The organism is Streptomyces sp. PH10-H1, assembly GCF_030063355.1.
Classification (GTDB): domain Bacteria; phylum Actinomycetota; class Actinomycetes; order Streptomycetales; family Streptomycetaceae; genus Actinacidiphila.
Map to the genome: position 1 here is coordinate 75253 of NZ_JASISZ010000015.1, position 19399 is coordinate 94651.

A 19399-nucleotide genomic window follows, 5' to 3' on the forward strand; every position below is an offset into this window, starting at 1 on the left:
AGAGGACCGGACCGGGAGAACGATGAGCAGCGCGCAAGAGCACCTGACCCACATCGACGAGGCCGGTGCGGCCCGGATGGTCGACGTCTCCGGCAAGGACGTCACCGCCCGCACCGCCCGGGCCACCGGCCGGGTGCTCGTCGCCCCGCGCGTCATCGAGCTGCTGCGGGGCGAGGGCGTTCCCAAGGGGGACGCCCTCGCCACTGCGCGCATCGCGGGCATCATGGGCGCCAAGCGGACCCCCGACCTGATTCCGCTCTGCCACCCGCTCGCGCTGTCCGGGGTGACGCTCGACCTCGCCGTCACCGATGAGGCCGTCGAGATCTCCGCGACCGTGCGGACCACCGACCGCACCGGGGTCGAGATGGAGGCGCTGACCGCCGTCACCGTCGCGGCCCTCACCGTCATCGACATGGTCAAGGCCGTCGACAAGGCCGCCGTCATCACCGACGTCCGGGTCGAGACGAAGACCGGCGGCAAGTCCGGCGACTGGCAGCGGCCGTGAGAGCGCTGGCGGTCACCGCCTCGAACCGCGCCGCCGCGGGCGTCTACGAGGACCGGGGCGGGCCCCTGATCGTGGCGGCGCTGCGGGCGCTCGGCTTCGAGACCGACGGGCCGCGGGTCGTGCCCGACGGGGAACCCGTCCGGCAGGCCCTGCGCGAGGCCGTGGCGGCCTCCTACGACGTCGTCGTGACCACCGGCGGCACCGGCATCTCGCCCACCGACCGCACCCCGGAGGTCACCCGCGAGGTGCTGGACTACGAGATCCCCGGCATCGCTGAGGCGATCCGTGCCGCCGGGCGCGAGAAGGTCCCCACCGCGGTGCTCTCGCGTGGCATCGCGGGCGTGGCGGGTACCACTCTGGTGGTGAACCTTCCGGGCTCGACCGGTGGCGTCAAGGACGGCCTGGAGGTGCTCGCCCCGCTCCTCGTTCACGCCGTCGACCAGATCCGCGGCGGCGACCACCCGCAATCCGCACCCCCCAGCCAGAAAAGAGGGGCGAGCTGAACGCGTCCTGGCCGGCCGAGCTGGTGGACGGTGACATCACCCTCCGCCCGATCAGAATGCGCGACCAGCGCGCCTGGCGTGAGGTCAACCGCCGCAACCGCGACTGGCTGCGCCCGTGGGAGGCCACCGTGCCGCCCGCCCCGCCCGGCCATTTCGCCCAGCGCCCCACGTACCGTCAGATGGTGCGCCACCTGCGCTCGGAGGCGAACGCGGGCCGCATGCTGCCCTTCGTCATCGACTACCGGGGGAGCCTGGTCGGGCAGCTCACCGTCGCCGGCATCACCTGGGGATCGATGTGCTCCGCACATGTCGGCTACTGGGTCGACGAATCGGTCGCCGGGCGCGGTGTCATGCCAACCTCCGTCGCGCTCGCCGTCGACCACTGCTTCCGTCATGTCGGGCTGCACCGTGTCGAGGTGTGCATCCGGCCGGAGAACATCCCCAGTCGGCGCGTCGTGGAGAAACTCGGATTTCGCGAGGAGGGTCTGCGCCCGCGCTATCTCCACATCGACGGTGCGTGGCGTGACCACTTGGTGTTCGCGTTGACCGCGGAGGAAGTGCCGGAGGGGCTGCTCAACCGGTGGCAGGCCAGGCCGGGAACACCACAGAAATAAAATATACGTTCGAAAATGAACCCAATCACAAAAAAATCTCGGCATATCAGCCAGATCGTGCGACACACCGTGCCGAATTGCGTATGGCGTGTCTCTGTGGCGCCTACCGTGTAATCCGTGAGCAGTAGCGGCCTCATCTACGCAGTCATCGTCGGGGCCTGGGCTGCCTACTTGGTGCCGATGTGGCTCCGTAGGCAGGATGAGCTCAACGAAGCGCGTCCGACGGAACGCTTCAGCACCGCCATCCGGCTCCTGTCCGGACGGGCGGGGATGGAGCGCCGCGTCGCGAAAGCGCGCGATGAGACCGATCAGCCCGCCGACGCACCGGAATCCGCCGTCGACCTGGTGGACGTCCGGGGCCTCGCCGTGCCCGCGACCGAGATCAAGCCCGCGCCGCCGGCCGTTCCGCCGCAGCCGAAGGCGCACCGGTCCGCCCCGGTGCCCAACCCCCGGGCCAAGGTCCTCGCGCGCCGCCGCCGTACCACCACGCTCCTCTTCCTTGCCTTCACCGTCGGCGCGATCGTCGCCGCCGTGGGCGGCCTCGCCTTCCTGTGGGCGCCGGCCGCACCCGCCGCGCTGCTGACCCTCTACATCGGCCATCTGCGCGGCCAGGAGCGCCGCCGCTTCGAGGTCAAGATCGACCAGCGCCGGGCCGCCGACGCCGCCGTACGGCTGCGCGACCGGCCGCGCCCCCAGGCGGCCGACGAGCCGGCCCTCGCCGATGGGCCCGGGCCCGCCACCTCGCCGCGCACCGCCGACCGGCGGGCCCTCGTCGAGCAGACCGACCACGCGGAGTGGGTCGACCAGCAGCAGCGCGAACAGCACGCCGCGCCCGATGACGGCTGGGACCCCGTCCCCATGCCGCTTCCCACCTATGTCACCGCGCCCGTCGCGCCCCGCACCCCAGGCGGCATCGACTTCACCGCCCCCGGCACCTGGAGCTCCGCCCGCTCGGGCACCACCCCCGGCGCGACGCCCGCAGCGGCCCCCGAGCCCGAGCCCCAGCGCGAGCTCCCCCGCCCGACCTCCACCCGCCGCTCCCGCGATCGCTCCCGCACCCCCCTGTTCGACCAGTACGCGGACCCGGACCGCCCCCGCGCCGCCAACGAGTGACCACTGGGTGACCAGCGAGAATCTCGTTAACGAGCACCCCCGAGAGGGTGCTATCGTTTTCCTCGTTGCAAGGGCCTGTGGCGCAGTCTGGTAGCGCACCTCGTTCGCATCGAGGGGGTCTGGGGTTCAAATCCCCACAGGTCCACCGCAGCGCCGCTCTTGAGCGGTTGACGAAGTCCCGTCCGATCTTTTGATCGGGCGGGACTTCGTCGTTTCGGGGGTGTCGGGCATCAGATACTCGGCGGGCTCGTCAGCGGTCGGTGGTGCTCGGATGTCCTGTGCCCGCGTAGGTGGCCCTTGGCCGAGGCCGCGTCGGCGAATCGGATTTCCCACTGGCCCTCCGGCGCCGGAGGTGCGGCCCGGTCGCCGCGACCCGCGATCATGCGACGCCCCTCGGATCTGGTGCCGGACCGTAGTCCGCGTCATGGTCCCTGCTGAGTGCGGCGAGCAGTTCCGGGTCGGAGTAGACCTCGGCGGTGTGCTCCCACGCGACGAGCATCTGGGCGACTGACGCGGTGTTGGCGATGGAGTCGGCGGCGCGCATGGTGTCGACCAGCTCCACGGCGAACGCATGCACATCCGGCTCGGGCAGGAATCGGACCCATGGAAACGCGTCCGGCAGTATGTCGAGGAGCAACTCCATGTTGCCGGGTTCGCGCTGTGCGAGCGCAGTGAGCATGCGCGTTGCGGCCGACACCACGGTCTGATCCTGCTCGGCCCGTGCCGCGGTGGTGAGGACGAGGTCCTCGCCGTCTCTGCGGTGCAGGAGCAATCGCGGCGACTTCTTGAGCCGGGCGAGCGTCTGCTTGTTCTTGTTCACCAGCTCGGAGAAGTTCACGGCGGCGTTCTCGGTGCTCATGACTTTGAAAGTACTTCGAAAGTTATGGGGCTGCCATCCCCCCGACGAGGGACTGCCTGCGCGTGGGACCTCACCGGCGCGCTGTGATGGACAGGGCGGCCTTGCGGCGGTCGCGTCAGCCGGAGTCGCGGGCGGCGACCATGACGCGGGTCAACTGGTGGGTCGCGGGGGCGGTTTCCGGCTCGCGGATGGCCCGGTCGACCAGGCCGACGATGCGGGCGACGGGGATGATGTCGAAGTGGACGCTGGTGAGGCGGGGACGCAGCAGCCGGGCCAGGAGGAGGTTGTCGGCGCCCACGACGGCGAGATCGCCGGGGATGGCGAGGCCGGCGTCCTGGAAGGCGCGCATCACGAGCATCGCGTACTCGTCGTTGTAGGCGAAGAGGGCGTCGAGGCCGAGCCGGGGCCAGCGGGCGGCGAGTTCGGCGGCGGATTCCTCGGTGCAGTCGAGGGGGAGGGGCTCGACGTGGGTGCCGGTCCCGGTGGCGGCGGCCTCGCGGATACCGGCGAGGCGGGGAACGCTGAAGAGATCGAGTCCTGATTCGGTCGGCATGATGACGCCGATCCGGCGGCGGCCGCGCTCCAGCAGGTGGGTGCCGGCGCGGGCGCCGATCATCCGCTGGTCCAGGAGGAGGGCGTGGGCGCCGGCGACCGGCTCCATGCCGAGGGTGAGGACGGCGCGGGTGCCGGAGCGCTTGAGCAGCTCGACGGCGGTCGGGGTGAGGCCGGTGCCGGGCAGGGCGAGGACGGCGGCCGGGCGCAGTTCCGCCCAGGCGCGGGCGGCCTGCTCCCCGGCGCCCGCGACGGGACCGTGCCAGACGCTGGTGTAGCCGAGGTGGTGCAGGGCGCCCTGCAGCTCCATCAGGAAGTCGGCGAAGAGCGGGCCGATGCGGGGGATGGGGCCGGTCGGGGTGGTGAGCAGTACGAGGCCGGAGTGCCCGGCCCGCAGGGTGCGGGCGGCGGCGTGCGGGACGTAGCCGAGCTGTTCGGCGGCGGCGCGCACCCGGTCCTGGGTCCGCGTGCTGACGCGGCCGGCGGCCTGGGCGTTCAGGACATACGAGACGGTGGCGCGGGACACACCGGCGAGGCGCGCGACATCGGTGCTGGTCGGCTGCGCCGGGGGGCTCGTGGGCTCGGTTGGCTGTGTCATTCCGATCGGCATCTTTTCAGAGATCGGGTCTGGCCGAGAGGGCGGGGTGGATGCTAAGGATGTGATTACACGTGTCAACTGACAGGTGTAACGATATCCCCCAGGGGCTCGCCCAGAAGAAACCAGAAGAAACCAGAAGAAACCAGGAAGGCATCACCACATGCAGCTCAACACCCGCGAGTGGGGCACCGGCGACCGGACCGCGCTCCTGGTCCACGGCATCATGTCCGACCACCGCACCTGGCGCCGGGTCGGTCCCGCGCTCGCGGACAAGGGCTACCGGGTCATCGCCGTCGACCTGCGCGGTCACGGGGAGAGCCCCCGTGGCGAGTACAGCCCGGAGCTCTTCGCCGAGGACCTCGTCGATACGCTGCCGGACGGTGCGGAGCTGGCCATCGGGCATTCGCTGGGCGGGCTGGCCCTGTCGCTCGCCGTCGAGCGCCTCGCTCCCGGGCGGGCCGTCTACTCCGACCCGGCCTGGGCCTCGGCGGACCCGTCGCAGCGGGTCGACCCGGCGCTCTTCGTCCAGTTCGCGCAGGCCACGCGGGAGCAGATAACGGCCATGAATCCGCGCTGGGAAGCGGCGGACGTGGAGGTGGAGCTCGCCACGCTGGCGCTGTGGGACACCGGCACGGCCGCGTTCCTGGGCGGCGGTCCGCTGACCGGCTACCTGCCGGAGAAGCCCGCGGTTCCGTCGCTCGTGCAGCTCGCGGAGAACAGCTTCCTGATCGGCCCGGCCGACGCGGGCCTGCTCAGCGAGCGCGGCTTCGGCATCCGGACGGTGATGGGCGCGAGCCACACCATCCACCGCGACGACTTCGACGGATTCCTCCGTTCGCTGGACGGCTGGATCTGAGCGGCGGCCCGAGCAGCGGCCCGAGCAGCAATCCGGGCAGCGCGATCCGGGCAGGATCCTGCCGGCGCGGCAGCGTGACGCCCACGTGACGCACACCACCTATCGAAACGGGTACGTTTCGATAGGTGGTGTTCTACTCTCTAGGTGTCAGCTGTACGAAACCGTTTCGTTTGGATGGGAGGCCGAGGATGTCGACCGATGCCCCGGCACGCCGCACACGGCTCACCCCCGAACGCGAGCAGGAGCTCTACGCCGCCGTGGTCGAGCTGCTGCGGGAGGTGGGATACGAGGCGCTCACCATGGACGCGATCGCCCAGCGCACCCGCTCCAGCAAGGCGACGCTCTACCGGCAGTGGAAGGGCAAGCCCGAACTGGTGGCCACAGCGTTGCGGCACACCAAGCCGGTGCGGATCGAGGACATCGACACCGGATCGGTCCGGGGTGATCTGCGCGAACTGGTGCGGTGCCACGACGAAGCCGGCGACGCGAAACGGGACAACGAACTGATGCGGGCGCTCGGGCTGGCCGCGCACCAGAATCCGGACCTGTTCCAGGCGCTGCGGCAACTGCTCATCGAACCGGAAATGGCCGCCTTCGACGGCATGTTGCAACGTGCCGTGGAACGCGGTGAGTTGGCGGCTGACATCCCCGCGAGGGAATTCGTCCCGCACATGCTGATCGGCGCCGCGATGGGGCGGCCGCTGATCGAGGGAGCCGAACCGGATCCCGAATTCGTCCTCCGTTATATCGACGCGGTGGTACTCCCCGCCCTGCGTCTGACCTGATCCGCCCGCCCTCCTGACCACACACGTGAACTAGGTCCCACTTCACCAAAACCCACCCGAACAAGGCCCCACCTGACACGCCGCTCTCGTCGTCGGGCCGGCACCGTACGCCCTCTTTCCCTCGACCTGACGGGAGCGCCGCGACTCGTGGCTACTTTCCTGTACAAACTCGGCCGGTTCGCCTTCAGGCGACGCCGGTATGTCGCCCTCGTATGGGTGGCACTTCTCGCACTCGCCGGAGTCGGCGCCGCCTCCGCGTCCACCTCAACCTCGAGCAGCTTCTCGATACCGGGCACGGAGGCGCAGAAGGCCTTCGACCTGATGGAGCAGCGCTTCCCGGACGCCAACGCCAACGGTGCCTCCGCGCGGGTGGTGTTCACGGCTCCCGGCGGGGCGAAGGTGGACGTCGGCGCGCAGAAAGCCGCCGCGCAGAAGGTCGTCGCCGAGCTGAAGACCGGCGCGCAGGTGAGTTCCGTCGCCGATCCGTTCGAGGCCAAGGCCGTCAGCAAGGACGGCAGCACCGCCTACGCGTCCGTGAAGTACAAGGTCACCTCCATGGAGTTGACCGACCCGGACCGTGCGGCACTCAAGGACGCCGCGCAGCACGGCCGTGACGCCGGGCTCACCGTCGAGATCGGTGGTGACGCGCTGCAGGCCATGCCCACGACCGGGGCCACCGAGGTCATCGGTATCGGCATCTCCGCGGTCGTGCTGCTCGTCACCTTCGGGTCGCTGGTCGCGGCCGGGCTGCCGCTGCTGACCGCCCTCATCGGTGTGGGCATCGGCGTCTCGTCGATCACCGCGCTCGCGAACGTACTGGACCTGGGCAGCTCCACGTCCACCCTCGCGATGATGATCGGTCTCGCGGTCGGCATCGACTACGCGCTCTTCATCGTCTCGCGCTTCCGGCATGAACTGACCGAGGGCCGAGAACCGGAGGACGCGGCCGGACGGGCGGTGGGAACCGCCGGATCCGCGGTGGTCTTCGCGGGACTGACGGTGCTGATCGCGCTCGCCGGACTCGCCGTCGTCAACATCCCGATGCTCACCAAGATGGGCCTCGCGGCGGCCGGTACGGTCGCCATCGCCGTCCTCATCGCGCTCACCCTGATCCCGGCGATGCTCGGCTTCGCCAAGTACCGGGCCTTCGGCCGCAAGACGCGCGGGGGTCTCAAGGGGGACGGGAGTGACGCGTCCGCCTCCTCCTCCTCCTCCACCTCCGCTGCCGCTGCCGCTGCCGCGAAGAAGCCCAACATGGGCACCCGCTGGGCCCGGTTCGTTCTGCGCCGCCCGATCTGGGTGCTCGTGGTGGGCGTGCTCGGCCTGGGCGCGATCGCCATTCCGGCGGCCAGCCTGCAACTCGGCCTGCCCGACGACGGCTCGCAGCCGGTCAGCACCACCCAGCGCAAGGCGTACGACCTGCTGTCCAACGGCTTCGGCCCCGGCTTCAACGGCCCGCTGATGATCGCCGTGGACGCGGCGCACAGCGACGACCCGAAGGCGGCCCTCGACAAGATCTCCAAGACCATCACCGGTCTGGACGATGTCGAGAAGGTCACCGCGCCCGCGTTCAACAAGGCCGGCAACACCGCGATGCTGACGGTCGTCCCGAAGTCCAAGCCCAGCGGTATCGAGACCGAGAACCTCGTCCACTCGATCCGCGACAAGGCGGCCGGTCTGAAGTCCGACACGGGCGCCGTGACGCTGGTGACCGGCACGACGGCCATGAACATCGACGTGTCGCAGAAGCTGAACGACGCGCTGCTGCCGTATCTGGCGCTTGTCGTCGGCCTGGCGTTCCTGCTGCTGATGGTGGTCTTCCGCTCGGTGCTGGTACCGCTCAAGGCGGCTCTCGGCTTCCTGCTGTCGGTCGTCGCGGCACTCGGCGCGGTCGTCGCGGTCTTCCAGTGGGGCTGGTTCGCGAGCCTGATCGGTGTCGAACAGACCGGGCCGATCATGAGCATGATGCCGATCTTCATGATCGGTGTGGTGTTCGGTCTCGCGATGGACTACGAGGTCTTCCTCGTCACGCGGATGCGTGAGGCGTATGTGCACGGCGAGCGGCCCGGCCAAGCGATCGTCACCGGCTTCACCCACGGAGCCCGGGTGGTCGCGGCCGCCGCCGTCATCATGATCAGCGTCTTCGCCGGCTTCATCGGCTCGTCGGAGTCAATGATCAAGATGATGGGCTTCGGCCTAGCGATCGCTGTCGCCTTCGACGCGTTCGTGGTGCGCATGGCCGTCGTCCCGGCGGTCCTCGCGCTGCTCGGCAAGGCCGCCTGGTGGCTGCCGCGCTGGCTCGACAGGGCGCTGCCGAATGTCGACGTCGAAGGCGAACAGCTCCAGAAGAACCTGGCCGCGCAGGCCACGGATGCCGTGCCCGACCGGGCGCAGGAGCCGAGCCGCGTCTGACGCGGCACACCAGCTGGGGCCGCCGGTCGGCGGATTGACGACGGCCCCATGACGCGCCCTCCCCGTGGGGACGGGGGGACGGCGCGAAGGACAGGGCCCGGCGAACCATTCGCCGGGCCCTGTCCCATGGGTGCTCAGCGCCTGTCGCCAACGCGCTTCGCGCCTGTCCGCTGGGCGCGTTCCGTTCAGAACAGCGCGGCGGGCTCGGCCGATCCCTGCTCGAAGGCGAGGAGGTAGCGCTTCCGGTCGAGGCCGCCGCCATAGCCGGTGAGCGAGCCGGTGGAGCCGACGACGCGGTGGCACGGGACGATGACGCCGATGGGGTTCTTGCCGTTGGCGAGGCCGACGGCGCGGGAGGCACCCGGGTTGCCGAGCAGGTCGGCGAGCCGGCCGTAGGAGCGGGTCTCGCCGTACGGGATGTCGCGCAGAGCGGACCAGACGCGCTGCTGGAACGGGGTGCCCAGCAGCGTCATCGGGAGCTCGAAATCGGTCAGTTCCCCGGCGAAATAGGCGGCGAGCTGTTCCTCGACGGCGCCGAAGGCGGAGTCGTCGCGGTCGCCGAACGTCTCCTCGGCGGGGCGGTGCCGCTGCTGCGTCATGTACAGGCCGCAGAGGGTCCCGTCGAGGGCGACGAGGGTCAGCGGGCCGCAGGGGGAATCGGTCACGGTGTGGGTACGGGTGGACATCACGCGGCTCCGGTGGCGGGGAGGAAGTTGACGGCGTGGTCGCCGGTCGCCCACAGGTACTGGACGGCGTAGGCGCGCCATGGCGCCCAGGCGGCGGAGTGGCGGGTGAGAGCGGCGGGAGTGGTGGGCAGCCCCAACTCCTTCGCGGCGAAGCGGATTCCGAGATCGCCCGGCAAGAACGCGTCCGGGTCGCCGAGCGCGCGCATCGCGATCGACTCGACGGTCCATGGGCCGAACCCCGGCAGCGCGGACAGCTGTGCGCGGGCGCGCTGCCAGTCGCTGCCGACATCGAGGTCGAGTTCGCCACTCGCCAGGGCGGAGTTCAGCGTGGTGAGAGTGGTGCGGCGGGTCTGCGGCATGGCGAGCGCCGCCGGGTCCAGGCCGGCGAGCGCGGCCGGATCCGGGAACAGGTGCGTCAGGCCGCCGTCCGGGTCCTCGACGGGCTCGCCGTAGGCCGTCACCAGCCGGCCCGCGTGGGTGCGGGCGGCCGCCGTCGAGATCTGCTGCCCGAGTACGGCGCGTACGGCGAACTCGGGGCCGTCGGCCACGCGCGGCACCCGCCGTCCCGGTGCCTTGGCGACGAGCGGCGCCAGCAGCGGGTCCGCGCTCAGCAGCGCGTCGACCGCGACCGGGTCCGCGTCGAGGTCCAGCATCCACCGGCAGCGGCTGATCGCGTGCGCCAGGTCGCGGAGGTCCGTGAGCCGCAGCCGGCACTCGATGTGGTCAGGACGCGGGCGCAGGCCGACGACGCCGGGGCCGTGCGGCAGCCGCAGCGTGCGGCGGTACGCGCCGTCCCGCCACTCCTCGACGCCCGGCACGGCCGTCGCCGCCAGATGCCCGAAGAGATTGTCCGGGCACAGCGGGGCCCGGAAGGGCAGCCGCAGCGAGAGCACACCGGGCGTGGCCGGCGGTCGGCCCTTGGCGACGCGGGCGCGCAACTCCGTGGGGGAGAGCGCGAACACCTCGCGGACGGTGTCGTTGAAGGTGCGGATACTGGAGAAGCCCGCCGCGAAGGCCGATTCCCCCATCGGCAGCGTCGTCGTCTCGATCAGCAGCCGGGCGGTCTGCGCGCGCTGCGCCCGCGCCAACGCCAGCGGCCCCGCCCCCAGTTCGGCGAGCAGCTGCCGCTCGACCTGCCGGGTGCTGTACCCCAGCCGGGCCGCCAGTCCCGGGACACCGTCCCGGTCCACCACCCCGTCCGCGATCAGCCGCATCGCCCGTGCGACGAGGTCCGCCCGCTCGTTCCACTGCGGCGACCCCGGGCTCGCGTCCGGGCGGCACCGCTTGCAGGCCCGGAATCCGGCTTGTTGCGCCGCCGCTGCGCTCGGGTAGAAGCTCATGTTCTCGACCTTGGGCGGCACCACGGGGCAGCTGGGCCGGCAGTAGATCCTGGTCGTCAGCACCGCGGTGAAGAACCACCCGTCGAACCGGGCGTCCTTCGACTGCACGGCACGCACGCAACGCTCGAAGTCTGTGTGCATGACTTCAGCATCGCCCGTGGTCACGCGCCCGGTCTAGCGGAAATCCGACATGTACTTCGCCGGGCGGCGCTCAGGGCGCGATGGCGGCCGGGCGGTGGCGGGCCCCCATCCCGATCGGATCGGTGGGGGCGCCGCTGGTTCCGGGACCGGCGCTCGGCGCGGCCGTCCGGTTACTCCCCGGGCGTCCAGTTGTGCACCTCGGAGATCTTCGGCGGCTCGCCCGACTGGGGGAAGCCCGCCTTCTGGGCGTGGGGCATCATCAGCTCGGTGAACTTGTCCATCGCCCCTGGGACTCCCAGACGTCGAAGATCTGCAGGCCCGTGGGCGTGCCGACGGCGACGTGGGACAGACATCCTTCGAACGTGTTGCCGGGAAGCGCTTGCAATGCGGCGTTCAGGGTGTCGTACTGCGCAGTGGTGACGCCCGGCAGCTCGGCGTGCATGAAAATCGCCATGAAGGTCCTCCTTGAGGGATCGGACGGCCGGAATCCGGCCCCTGTTCAATTTGCGCCCATGCGGTGACCGCCGCAACACATCGCGTGGCGGGCGGCTCGTCCGGGTGGACCGGCCGAACGTGACCGAGCAGCCGCCCGGCAGCGGCTTCGCCGACGGTCTGGTCCGCCCTCGGCGGTGAGTCCTGACATGGCGTCGGAGACGAACTCCAGCTCGTAGCCCCTGGCGGCGTCCGACGGCTTCCAGTTGCGTCCGGCCCGGACGCCCATGTCGGAGAATCGCCGGACGGAGCCGCGCCCAGCTGATGGACTGTGTGCATGACGCGTATGCCGAACCTCCGTGACAAGGCCCTCCTCCTCCACTCCCTGCACACCGCCGACCGGCCGCTCGCGCTCGCCAACGCGTGGGACGTGGCCAGCGCGCGGATCATCGAGGAGGCGGGGGCGGCGGCCGTCGCCACGACCAGCTGCGGTGTCGCCTGGAGCCTCGGATACGCCGACGGCGACCGGCTGCCCCGCGAGCTCGCGCTCGCCCTCATCGGCCGGGTCGCGGCAGCGGTCGGCGTACCGGTGTCCGCCGATATCGAGAGCGGATTCGCCGACGACGCGGACGGCGTCGCCGAGACCGTGCGCGGTGTCCTCGCCGCCGGAGCCGTCGGCATCAACATCGAGGACGCCCTCGCCAACGGGCCCACCCAGCTGCGCGCGGTCGATGAGCAGGCGGAACGGATCGCCGCCGCGCGAAAGGCCGCCGACGCGGCGGACGTTCCGCTCTTCATCAATGCCCGCACCGACGTCTATCTGAGCGCCGTCGGCGAGCCCGGGACGCGGCTCGACGCCACGCTCGAACGTGCCGCCGCCTACCTCGCCGCGGGCGCCAGCGGAATCTTCGTCCCCGGCGTGACGGATCTCGCGCTGATCGCCGACCTCGCCAAGCGGATCGATGCACCGCTGAACGTCCTCACCGGACCGGGGGCGCCGTCCGTAGCCGAACTCGCGGGAGCCGGGGCGGCACGCGTCAGCATCGGCGGACGCGTGGCCGAGTCCGCGTACGGCCTGGTGCGGCGCGCGGCCCGCGAATTCCTGGACGCCGGCACCTGTACCTCGGTCGAGGACGGGCTCGGATACGGCGACCTGCAGGCCCTGTTCACGGCCTGATGTTCACAGCCTGACGTTTCGCGGTCCGATGTTCATGGCCTGACGTTCACGACCTGACGTTTCACGGTCTGACCTTCATGGTCTGATGTTCGTGGCCTGACGACGATTCCGACCGGCCGTCGGGGCCGCGCTCAGCGGTCCCGCACAGTCCGGTGCGGTCGCAGTACGGGGCGCGGCCCGTGGCGCCGCAGCCGCAGAGGACGGCGCGGGTCTCGATGCGGGCCGCACCGCCGGTGTGGATCACCAGGTCGCCGCGGACGGTGATGCCCCCGGAAGAGGAGCGGCTGATCTCCGTCGGGTGGGTGGGTTCCTCGGGGCGGCCGCCGTCGATGCGGTACTGGAGGGCGCCGGAGGGGCAGCGGCGGATGATCTGCGTGACGAGGTCGGCGGGGGCGGCGTCGGGCCGGATCCAGGGCCGCGCGGCGCTGTCGAAGACCTGGGGGAGGCCGCGTACGCATTCGCCGGAGTGCAGGCAGCGGGCCGTTTCGAAGGTGACCGTGATGACAGCCCCCGGGTAGGGCCTGGCGTCCTCGGGGATCGGTACCTCGGCGCTCATCGGACTCATCGCGGGCTGCCTCCGGTCGCCGCAGTGATCATGAGATATAGCCCTCCACGGTGAATTCGGACCGGACGCGGGCTCCGCTCGGGTCCTCACCGGCCTCGGCCCTGGCGCGGCGCTGGCGCAGCAGGTCCCAGCACTGGTCCAGTTCGCGTTCCAGACCGGCCAGCCGGATGTGTTCGGTGGCCACGTCGATCCGTCCTTCGGTGAGCTGCTCGCGCAGCTCCTTCTCGTCGGCGACCATGGCCTTGATCCGGGAGAGGATCGCCTGTTCGGCCTTGGTGTCGTCGGACTGGTCCATGAGGTGCCTCCTCGAATCGGCGTTGCGGCCTTTCGGCGTCGTGGCGTGCGCCTCCACCACGTCCTCCGTCTCACCACCCACCTTCCAGCTTTGCAGTTCAGAGCGCCGTGCGCTCGTGGTGTGCCTCCTCCTCGTCCAGGAGGCGGCTCGCGATGCCGTCGATGGCGCGGTCGAGGCGGGCGCGGTCGTCGGGGTCGGTGACGTCCCAGTCGTCGAGGTGCTCGTCGAGCCAGCGGCGCCACGCGCCGGCGAGGAGGTCGATCTCCGCGCGGCCGGAGCCGGTGATGGCGAGCTCTTCGCCGTCGAAATCGGCGTATCCGGCGTGGGAGATCTTGGAGAAGACGGGTTCGAGGATCTCCCCGGGCATCCGGTGGGCCTTGGCGACGGCGCTGAGCCGGGCGCCTCCCTGGAGCCGGCCGCGCCAGTGGATCTGCCCGAGGGCCCAGGCCTGGCCGGGCGTGAGACGGCTGCCGGAGTCGGCGAGGATCCGTAGCGAGACCGGTTCCTCGGCCTTGGCCCGGCGCATGACGTGGGCGATGGAGCGTTCCAACTGCCGGTCGGCGTCGGCGGAATTGGGAGCGGCGAAGGCGTCGCCCATGTCGGAGGCGCCGGCCCGGGCGCTGTCGCGCAGAGGCACTTCCTTGAGGAACCAGGCGACGACGAAGCCGACGAGGGCGACCGGTGCGACCCACTGGAAGACGTAGTTCACGGTGTCGGCGTAGGCGTCGATGATTCACCAGCGCCAGGACGCGTGGTCGGTGAAGAGGCCGCCGAGCGTCGGGCCGACCACGGTGGTGACACCGAAGACCGCGCCCAGCGCGCCCTGGTACTTGCCGCGTTCGCGCAGCGGGATGACGTCCGCGATCAGGGCCATCGCGGTGACCATCAGCCCACCGCCGCCGATGCCCTGGATCGCACGGGCGATGACCAGCATGCCCATGCCGTTGGCGACACCCGCGAAGACGGATCCGGCGACGAAGACGACCGCGCTGATCTGGAAGACGATCTTTCGGCCGAACAGGTCACCGAACTTGCCGACCAGGACCATGGAGACGGTCTCGGCGAGGAGGTAGGCGGTCACCACCCAGGCCATGTGCCCGGCGCCGCCGAGGTCGGCGACGATCGTCGGGAGGGCGGTCGAGACGATGGTCTGGTCGAGCGCGGCCGGCAGCATGCCGAGGACGATCGTCACGAAGATGACGTTGGTCTGGCGGCGGGTGAGGACAGTCGGCCCAAGGGGCGGTCCCGTGGCGGGTCCGGCCTCGGCTGAGCGTGGTCATCGGGCCGGTACCTCCTGCGACGGGGGCGGGTCCCCCTCAGGGTTGGACGGGGTGCCGCGTCCCGCCACCGCTGGGCGGCACGGCGAACGCGCCGGAGTCGCCCAGATGATCGGGATCGCGACCCGGTCGCGATCCGGATGGCGATCCGGATGGCGATCCCGATGGCGATCCGGATGGCGGGGGACCGCGCACGGCAGCACGGCCTCTTCGGCCAGAGGGGGGTGCCCGAAAGTGCGACTTATGGGCTGGGGTCGCCCGGCGGTTCGTCGGCCGCCGGGGACCCGGGCGCTGCCCCTGACTCCGGCTCCACGGGCGCGGACGCCGCGTGCTCCTGCAGCCAGTTCTCCAGCTCGGCGCGGACGCGGCGGTCCATGGCCAGCGACAGTTCGGCGTCGACCACGTTCTTGGCCAGCGGATGCAGCCGCTCCAGGGCCTCGACGAGCCGGGTCGCCTCGCCCGGCGGCAGGGACTCGACGGCGGCGTCCACCACGTGCTTGCGGATGAGCACCGTGAAGAGGTCCGCGAGTGCGTCCACATGGACACGTACGGCGCGGCCCGTCTCCAGTACGGCGGCGAGCGGGACGCCCTCGCGGACGAGGGCGGCGGAGGCGTCGAGCAGCCGGCGGCTGGTGTGGACGACGTTCTCGCCGTCGACCGCGATGTAGCCGATGTCGAGGGCGGTGGTCAGGTTCTCCGGGGTGACGTCCCCGCCGAAGTAGTCGGCGAGGGCCTCAGGGGTGAGCCTGACAGGCGTCTCCTCGGACCACGGCGTGATCAACGCACCTTCCAGGCCGAGGAGTTCGGCGACTCCGTCGAGGGTGCGGCCGTTCTCCCAGGCGGCGATCAGTTCGGCGATGCCGCCGAGCGTGTGGCCGCGCTCGAGGAGGGCGGCGATCGTGTGGAGGCGGGCGAGGTGGGTCTCGCCGTACCAGGCGATCCGGCCTTCGCGGCGCGGGGGCGGGATGAGCTTGCGCTCGCGGTAGAAGCGGACGGTTCGCACCGGGAGGCCGGCCGCCTTGGCCAGCGCCTCCATGCGGTATTCCTGCCCTGCGGGCTGCTCCTTGGTTCCCTGCGAGTCCTCGGCCACGTCGTCAGCCTATGCCGTCCCGGGAGCGCGCCGGGGTCCGTGCGGATCATGTGCCCCGGTGCGGAGCGGCCGCTTCTTGGGTGGCTCCGACCCCTACCGCCGGTAACCGGATTGGTCTACCGTACGGATCGTGCCAGTGATTGCTGGCGTGATTGAGGGCAGGGAGGCGGCGCCATGGCTGAGCATGTGCGGGTGGCGGTTATCGGATCGGGGTTCGGCGGGCTCGGCGCGGCCGTCCGGTTGCGGCGCGAGGGCATCACGGACTTCGTGGTCCTCGAGCGCGCCGACTCGGTCGGCGGGACCTGGCGGGACAACAGCTACCCGGGATGCGCCTGCGACGTCCCCTCCCATCTGTACTCGTTCTCCTTCGCGCCGAACGCGGACTGGCCCCGTACGTTCTCCGGGCAGCCGCACATCCGCGCCTACCTGGAGCGCGTCACCGACACCTTCGGACTGCGGCCGCACCTGCGGTTCAACTCCGAGGTGCTGAAGGCGGGCTGGGACGACGAGGCGAAGCACTGGAACATCGAGACCACGCAGGGTGAGCTGACGGCGGACGTGGTGGTCTCCGCCACCGGCCCGCTCTCCGACCCCAAGCTGCCGGACATCCCGGGGCTCGACACCTTCCCCGGCGCCGTCTTCCACTCCTCGCGCTGGGACCACGACTTCGACATCAAGGACAAGCGCGTCGCCATGGTCGGCACGGGCGCCTCCGCGATCCAGATCGTGCCGTCGATACAGCCGCAGGTGAAGTCGCTGACCGTGCTGCAGCGCACCCCGCCGTGGGTGATGCCGCGGATGGACCGCGGCATCAACAAGGCGGAACGGTGGCTGCACGGCAAGGTGCCCGGCACCGCCAAGGCGCGGCGCGGGCTGCTGTGGCTGATCCGGGAGTTCCAGGTCGGCGCGTTCGTGAAGCGGCCGCAGCTGATGAAGGCGACCGAGCAGATCGCCAGGAACCATATGCGCCGCGCGATCAAGGACCCGGTGATGCGGGCGCAGCTGACGCCCGACTACACCATCGGCTGCAAGCGGATCCTGCTGTCCAACGACTACTATCCGGCGCTCGCCCAGCCCAACACCGAAGTGGTCACCTCCGCGCTCAAGGAGGTGCGCGGCTCGACGATCGTCACCGCGGACGGCACCGAGCGGGAGGTCGACGCGATCGTCTTCGGCACCGGCTTCCATGTGACGGACATGCCGATCGGCGACCGCATCACCGGCGTGGGTGGCCGTTCGCTGGCCGAGCACTGGAAGGACGGGATGGCCGCGCTGCGCGGCACCACGATCGACGGCTTCCCGAACCTGCTGCTGATCATCGGCCCCAACACCGGCCTCGGGAACAGCTCAATGATCCTGATGATCGAGTCGTCGATCAACTACGTGGCCGACTATCTGCGCACGCTGGAGCAGACGGGTGCCGCCGCCCTCGACGCCAAGCCGGAGGCCGTCAAGGCGTGGAACACCGAGATGCAGCGGCGGACCGCCCGCACCGTGTGGAACACCGGTGGCTGCAAGAGCTGGTACCTGGACTCGGAGGGCCGCAACACCACGGCCTGGCCCGGTACGACGGCCGAATTCCGGCGGGCCACCCGTGAGTTGAAGCTGGCAGAGTACGACCTGATGCCGGCGCCGCTGCGCACGGCGGAACCGGCGAAGGCGGTCGCGTCATGAGCAGGATCACCGCAAGGGACAGGACCGCCGCAGCGAGCGGGACCGCGGCGGGAAGTGACGGGAGCCCGTACACCCTGCCCGCGCCCCGCCGGGAGCTGGCGGTGAACTCGGCGGACGGCACCCGGATCCATGTCGAGGAGCACGGCCGGGCCGACGGCCCCACCGTCGTCCTGATCCACGGCTGGACCTGCTCGACGATCTTCTGGGCGCCGCTGATCCGCGAACTGCCCGCCGACTTCCGGGTGGTCGCCTACGACCAGCGCGGGCACGGCCGCAGCGCCACACCGGACCGCGCCGGATACAGCACGGAGGCGCTGGCCGACGACCTGGCGGCGGTGCTGGAAGCCGTGGTGGAGGAGGGCGAGCGGGCCGTACTGGTCGGTCACTCGATGGGCGGCATGACGCTGATGGCCGCCTCCCAGCGCCCCGGTGTGCGGTCGCGTACGGCCGCCGCGGTGCTGGCCAGCACCGGCAGCGGGCGGCTGCTCGCCGAGACCCAGGTGCTGCCGCCGCGGATCCGCTCGAAGAAGGTCCGCGACGGGTTCCACCGGCTGCTGCTCGGCTCGCGCGCCCCGCTCGGACCGGTCACCCCGGTGACGCGCGCCGCGCTCAAGTACGGCGTGATGGCGTCGGGTTCGACCCCGGAGCAGGTCGCCGCGACCGCCCGTATCGTGCACGCCTGCGGGACCCGGCAGCGCTCCGCGTGGGGACGGGTGCTGGCGGGGCTCGACCTGGACGCGGGGCTCGCGGCACTCACCGCGCCCACCTTCGTACTGGTCGGTACGGCGGACAAACTGACGCCGCCGGTGCACGCGCGAGGCATGGCCGCCGCGCTGCCGGACTGCGTGGGCCTGACCGAGCTCGAAGGGCTCGGCCACATGACACCCATCGAAGGCACCGGCGCGGTCGCGGACGTCGTCCGCGGTCTCGTCAGGGATCACCTGCCGGCGAAGGACCTGCCGGTGAAGGATCACCCGCCGGTCGAGGAACACCTGCCGGTCAAGGAGGAGACGGTATGAGTCAGTCGTTGAACGGACAGGTCGTGGTGGTCACCGGTGCCGCCAGGGGAGTCGGCGAGATGCTCGCGCGCAAGCTCGCGCAGCGCGGCGCCAAGCTGGCGCTGGTCGGCCTTGAGCCGGACCAGCTGAAGCTGGTGGCGGAGGGGCTGGGCGGCGGCGCGGCCCACTGGGTGGCCGATGTCACCGATCTCGAGGCGATGAAGCGGGCCGCGGCCGAGATCCTCGCGCACTTCGGCCGGATCGATGTCGTCGTCGCCAACGCGGGTGTGGCGACCGGCGGTCCGTTCCTGGACTCCGACCCCGTCGCGTTCGAGCGGGTCGTGAACGTCAATCTGCTGGGCAGTGTCACCACTGCCCGCGCCTTCCTGCCCGCGCTGCTCAGCTCGCACGGCTATCTGCTGCAGATCGCCTCGCTGGCGGCGATCACCCCAGCCCCGATGATGACCGCGTACTGCGCGAGCAAGGCGGGCGTCGAGGCGTTCGCCCACAGCCTGCGTGCCGAGGTCGGCCACAAGGGCGTCAAGGTCGGTGTCGGCTATCTGAGCTGGACCGACACCGATATGGTGCGGGGCGCGGACGAGGACGACCTCATGCGCCATATGCGGTCCAAGCTGCCCTGGCCGGCGAACCGCACCTATCCGCTGGAGCCGGCCGTCGAGCGGATCGCCGCCGGCATCGAGCGCCGCTCGCCGCACGTGTACGCGCAGTGGTGGCTGCGCGGCATGCAGTCCGTACGCGGCTATCTGCCGTCGGTCATCGGCGGTGTGCTGGGCCAGCGCGAGATGCGACGGGCCGAGCCGCAGTTCGCCGCCACGGCGGGCGCTCGCCGGGGGCTCGTCGGACGCGGCGGAGAAGCGGACGAGGCGGCGCAATCGTCACGCTCCGTAGGGTGAAACAGGGCCATTG

General features: G+C 71.0%; 20 protein-coding genes, 1 tRNA gene and 1 pseudogene. 12 read left to right on the forward strand and 10 right to left on the reverse strand.

Translation table 11 applies throughout. The features are described 5' to 3' along the window. Positions 1-22: 22 nt before the first annotated feature. The 5 genes from moaC (at position 23) to QMK24_RS12725 (ending at position 2880) form a co-directional block, all read left to right on the forward strand. The gene (gene moaC, locus QMK24_RS12705) at positions 23-505 is read left to right on the forward strand and encodes a cyclic pyranopterin monophosphate synthase MoaC (protein WP_283465733.1); all 483 of its coding nucleotides are present in this window, start codon (positions 23-25) and stop codon (positions 503-505) included. Then, positions 502-1008, forward strand: a complete 507-nt coding sequence (locus QMK24_RS12710; RefSeq protein WP_283465734.1) for a MogA/MoaB family molybdenum cofactor biosynthesis protein — start codon at positions 502-504, stop codon at positions 1006-1008. The genes moaC and QMK24_RS12710 overlap by 4 nt, the downstream gene beginning before the upstream one ends. Next, a complete protein-coding gene (locus QMK24_RS12715) occupies positions 1005-1622 on the forward strand; it encodes a GNAT family N-acetyltransferase (protein ID WP_283465766.1) in 618 nt (205 codons plus the stop codon). The genes QMK24_RS12710 and QMK24_RS12715 overlap by 4 nt, the downstream gene beginning before the upstream one ends. Positions 1623-1739: 117 nt before the next feature. After that, positions 1740-2735 (forward strand): divisome protein SepX/GlpR, encoded by a 996-nt coding sequence (gene sepX / locus QMK24_RS12720; RefSeq protein WP_283465735.1) that lies wholly within the window; start codon positions 1740-1742, stop codon positions 2733-2735. A 71-nt stretch (positions 2736-2806) separates the two neighbouring features. Beyond that, positions 2807-2880 (forward strand) — tRNA-Ala (locus QMK24_RS12725). A 234-nt stretch (positions 2881-3114) separates the two neighbouring features. On the opposite strand, the gene QMK24_RS12730 is transcribed toward QMK24_RS12725, so the two are convergent. Next, positions 3115-3594: a hypothetical protein gene (locus tag QMK24_RS12730; RefSeq protein ID WP_283465737.1), complete on the reverse strand. Its 480-nt coding sequence runs from the start codon at positions 3592-3594 to the stop codon at positions 3115-3117. 115 nt (positions 3595-3709) lie between these two features. Beyond that, on the reverse strand, positions 3710-4744 hold the full coding sequence (locus tag QMK24_RS12735; protein ID WP_283465739.1) for a LacI family DNA-binding transcriptional regulator: 1035 nt from the start codon (positions 4742-4744) through the stop codon (positions 3710-3712). A gap of 160 nt (positions 4745-4904) precedes the next feature. On the opposite strand from QMK24_RS12735, the gene QMK24_RS12740 reads away from it, so the two are divergent. The 3 genes from QMK24_RS12740 (at position 4905) to QMK24_RS12750 (ending at position 8797) form a co-directional block, all read left to right on the forward strand. Then, positions 4905-5600, forward strand: coding sequence for an alpha/beta fold hydrolase (locus QMK24_RS12740; RefSeq protein ID WP_283465740.1), 696 nt, complete (start codon positions 4905-4907; stop codon positions 5598-5600). Positions 5601-5788: 188 nt separating this feature from the next. Continuing rightward, positions 5789-6385 (forward strand): TetR/AcrR family transcriptional regulator, encoded by a 597-nt coding sequence (locus QMK24_RS12745; RefSeq protein ID WP_283465741.1) that lies wholly within the window; start codon positions 5789-5791, stop codon positions 6383-6385. A gap of 147 nt (positions 6386-6532) precedes the next feature. Beyond that, positions 6533-8797 carry an MMPL family transporter gene (locus tag QMK24_RS12750; RefSeq protein WP_283465742.1) on the forward strand — a complete coding sequence of 755 codons (2265 nt, stop codon included), beginning with the start codon at positions 6533-6535 and terminating at the stop codon, positions 8795-8797. A gap of 185 nt (positions 8798-8982) precedes the next feature. Here QMK24_RS12750 and QMK24_RS12755 read toward each other — a convergent pair whose 3' ends face one another. The 3 genes from QMK24_RS12755 to QMK24_RS12765 form a co-directional block, all read right to left on the reverse strand. Then, positions 8983-9483 carry a methylated-DNA--[protein]-cysteine S-methyltransferase gene (locus QMK24_RS12755; protein ID WP_283465743.1) on the reverse strand — a complete coding sequence of 167 codons (501 nt, stop codon included), beginning with the start codon at positions 9481-9483 and terminating at the stop codon, positions 8983-8985. Then, the gene (locus QMK24_RS12760; RefSeq protein ID WP_283465744.1) at positions 9483-10964 is read right to left on the reverse strand and encodes a DNA-3-methyladenine glycosylase 2 family protein; all 1482 of its coding nucleotides are present in this window, start codon (positions 10962-10964) and stop codon (positions 9483-9485) included. Before QMK24_RS12760 ends, QMK24_RS12755 begins: the two co-directional genes overlap by 1 nt. 259 nt (positions 10965-11223) lie before the next feature. Further along, positions 11224-11418, reverse strand: coding sequence for a hypothetical protein (locus QMK24_RS12765; protein WP_283465745.1), 195 nt, complete (start codon positions 11416-11418; stop codon positions 11224-11226). 315 nt (positions 11419-11733) lie between these two features. Between QMK24_RS12765 and QMK24_RS12770 the strand changes: the two genes are divergently transcribed. Continuing rightward, positions 11734-12573 (forward strand): isocitrate lyase/PEP mutase family protein, encoded by an 840-nt coding sequence (locus tag QMK24_RS12770; RefSeq protein WP_502962577.1) that lies wholly within the window; start codon positions 11734-11736, stop codon positions 12571-12573. A 61-nt stretch (positions 12574-12634) separates the two neighbouring features. On the opposite strand, the gene QMK24_RS12775 is transcribed toward QMK24_RS12770, so the two are convergent. From QMK24_RS12775 to QMK24_RS12790, 5 genes and pseudogenes are all read right to left on the reverse strand, one after another. Beyond that, the gene (locus tag QMK24_RS12775) at positions 12635-13129 is read right to left on the reverse strand and encodes a (4Fe-4S)-binding protein (protein ID WP_283465746.1); all 495 of its coding nucleotides are present in this window, start codon (positions 13127-13129) and stop codon (positions 12635-12637) included. Between the two features lie 37 nt (positions 13130-13166). After that, on the reverse strand, positions 13167-13433 hold the full coding sequence (locus tag QMK24_RS12780) for a DUF2630 family protein (RefSeq protein ID WP_283465747.1): 267 nt from the start codon (positions 13431-13433) through the stop codon (positions 13167-13169). 97 nt (positions 13434-13530) lie between these two features. After that, the gene (locus QMK24_RS41800; protein WP_502962578.1) at positions 13531-14142 is read right to left on the reverse strand and encodes a hypothetical protein; all 612 of its coding nucleotides are present in this window, start codon (positions 14140-14142) and stop codon (positions 13531-13533) included. Between the two features lie 27 nt (positions 14143-14169). Then, a pseudogene (locus QMK24_RS41805) lies at positions 14170-14703 on the reverse strand (MFS transporter); the annotation flags it as partial. Positions 14704-14951: 248 nt separating this feature from the next. Further along, positions 14952-15746 (reverse strand): MerR family transcriptional regulator, encoded by a 795-nt coding sequence (locus QMK24_RS12790; protein WP_283465768.1) that lies wholly within the window; start codon positions 15744-15746, stop codon positions 14952-14954. Positions 15747-15974: 228 nt separating this feature from the next. Between QMK24_RS12790 and QMK24_RS12795 the strand changes: the two genes are divergently transcribed. From QMK24_RS12795 to QMK24_RS12805, 3 genes are read left to right on the forward strand one after another with little or no spacing between them, the layout of a single operon-like run. Beyond that, entirely contained in the window at positions 15975-17474 is a 1500-nt protein-coding gene (locus QMK24_RS12795) for a flavin-containing monooxygenase (RefSeq protein ID WP_283465748.1), read from the forward strand. After that, positions 17471-18493 carry an alpha/beta fold hydrolase gene (locus QMK24_RS12800; protein WP_283465749.1) on the forward strand — a complete coding sequence of 341 codons (1023 nt, stop codon included), beginning with the start codon at positions 17471-17473 and terminating at the stop codon, positions 18491-18493. The genes QMK24_RS12795 and QMK24_RS12800 overlap by 4 nt, the downstream gene beginning before the upstream one ends. After that, positions 18490-19386 (forward strand): SDR family oxidoreductase, encoded by an 897-nt coding sequence (locus QMK24_RS12805; protein ID WP_283465750.1) that lies wholly within the window; start codon positions 18490-18492, stop codon positions 19384-19386. Before QMK24_RS12800 ends, QMK24_RS12805 begins: the two co-directional genes overlap by 4 nt. Positions 19387-19399: the final 13 nt, after the last annotated feature.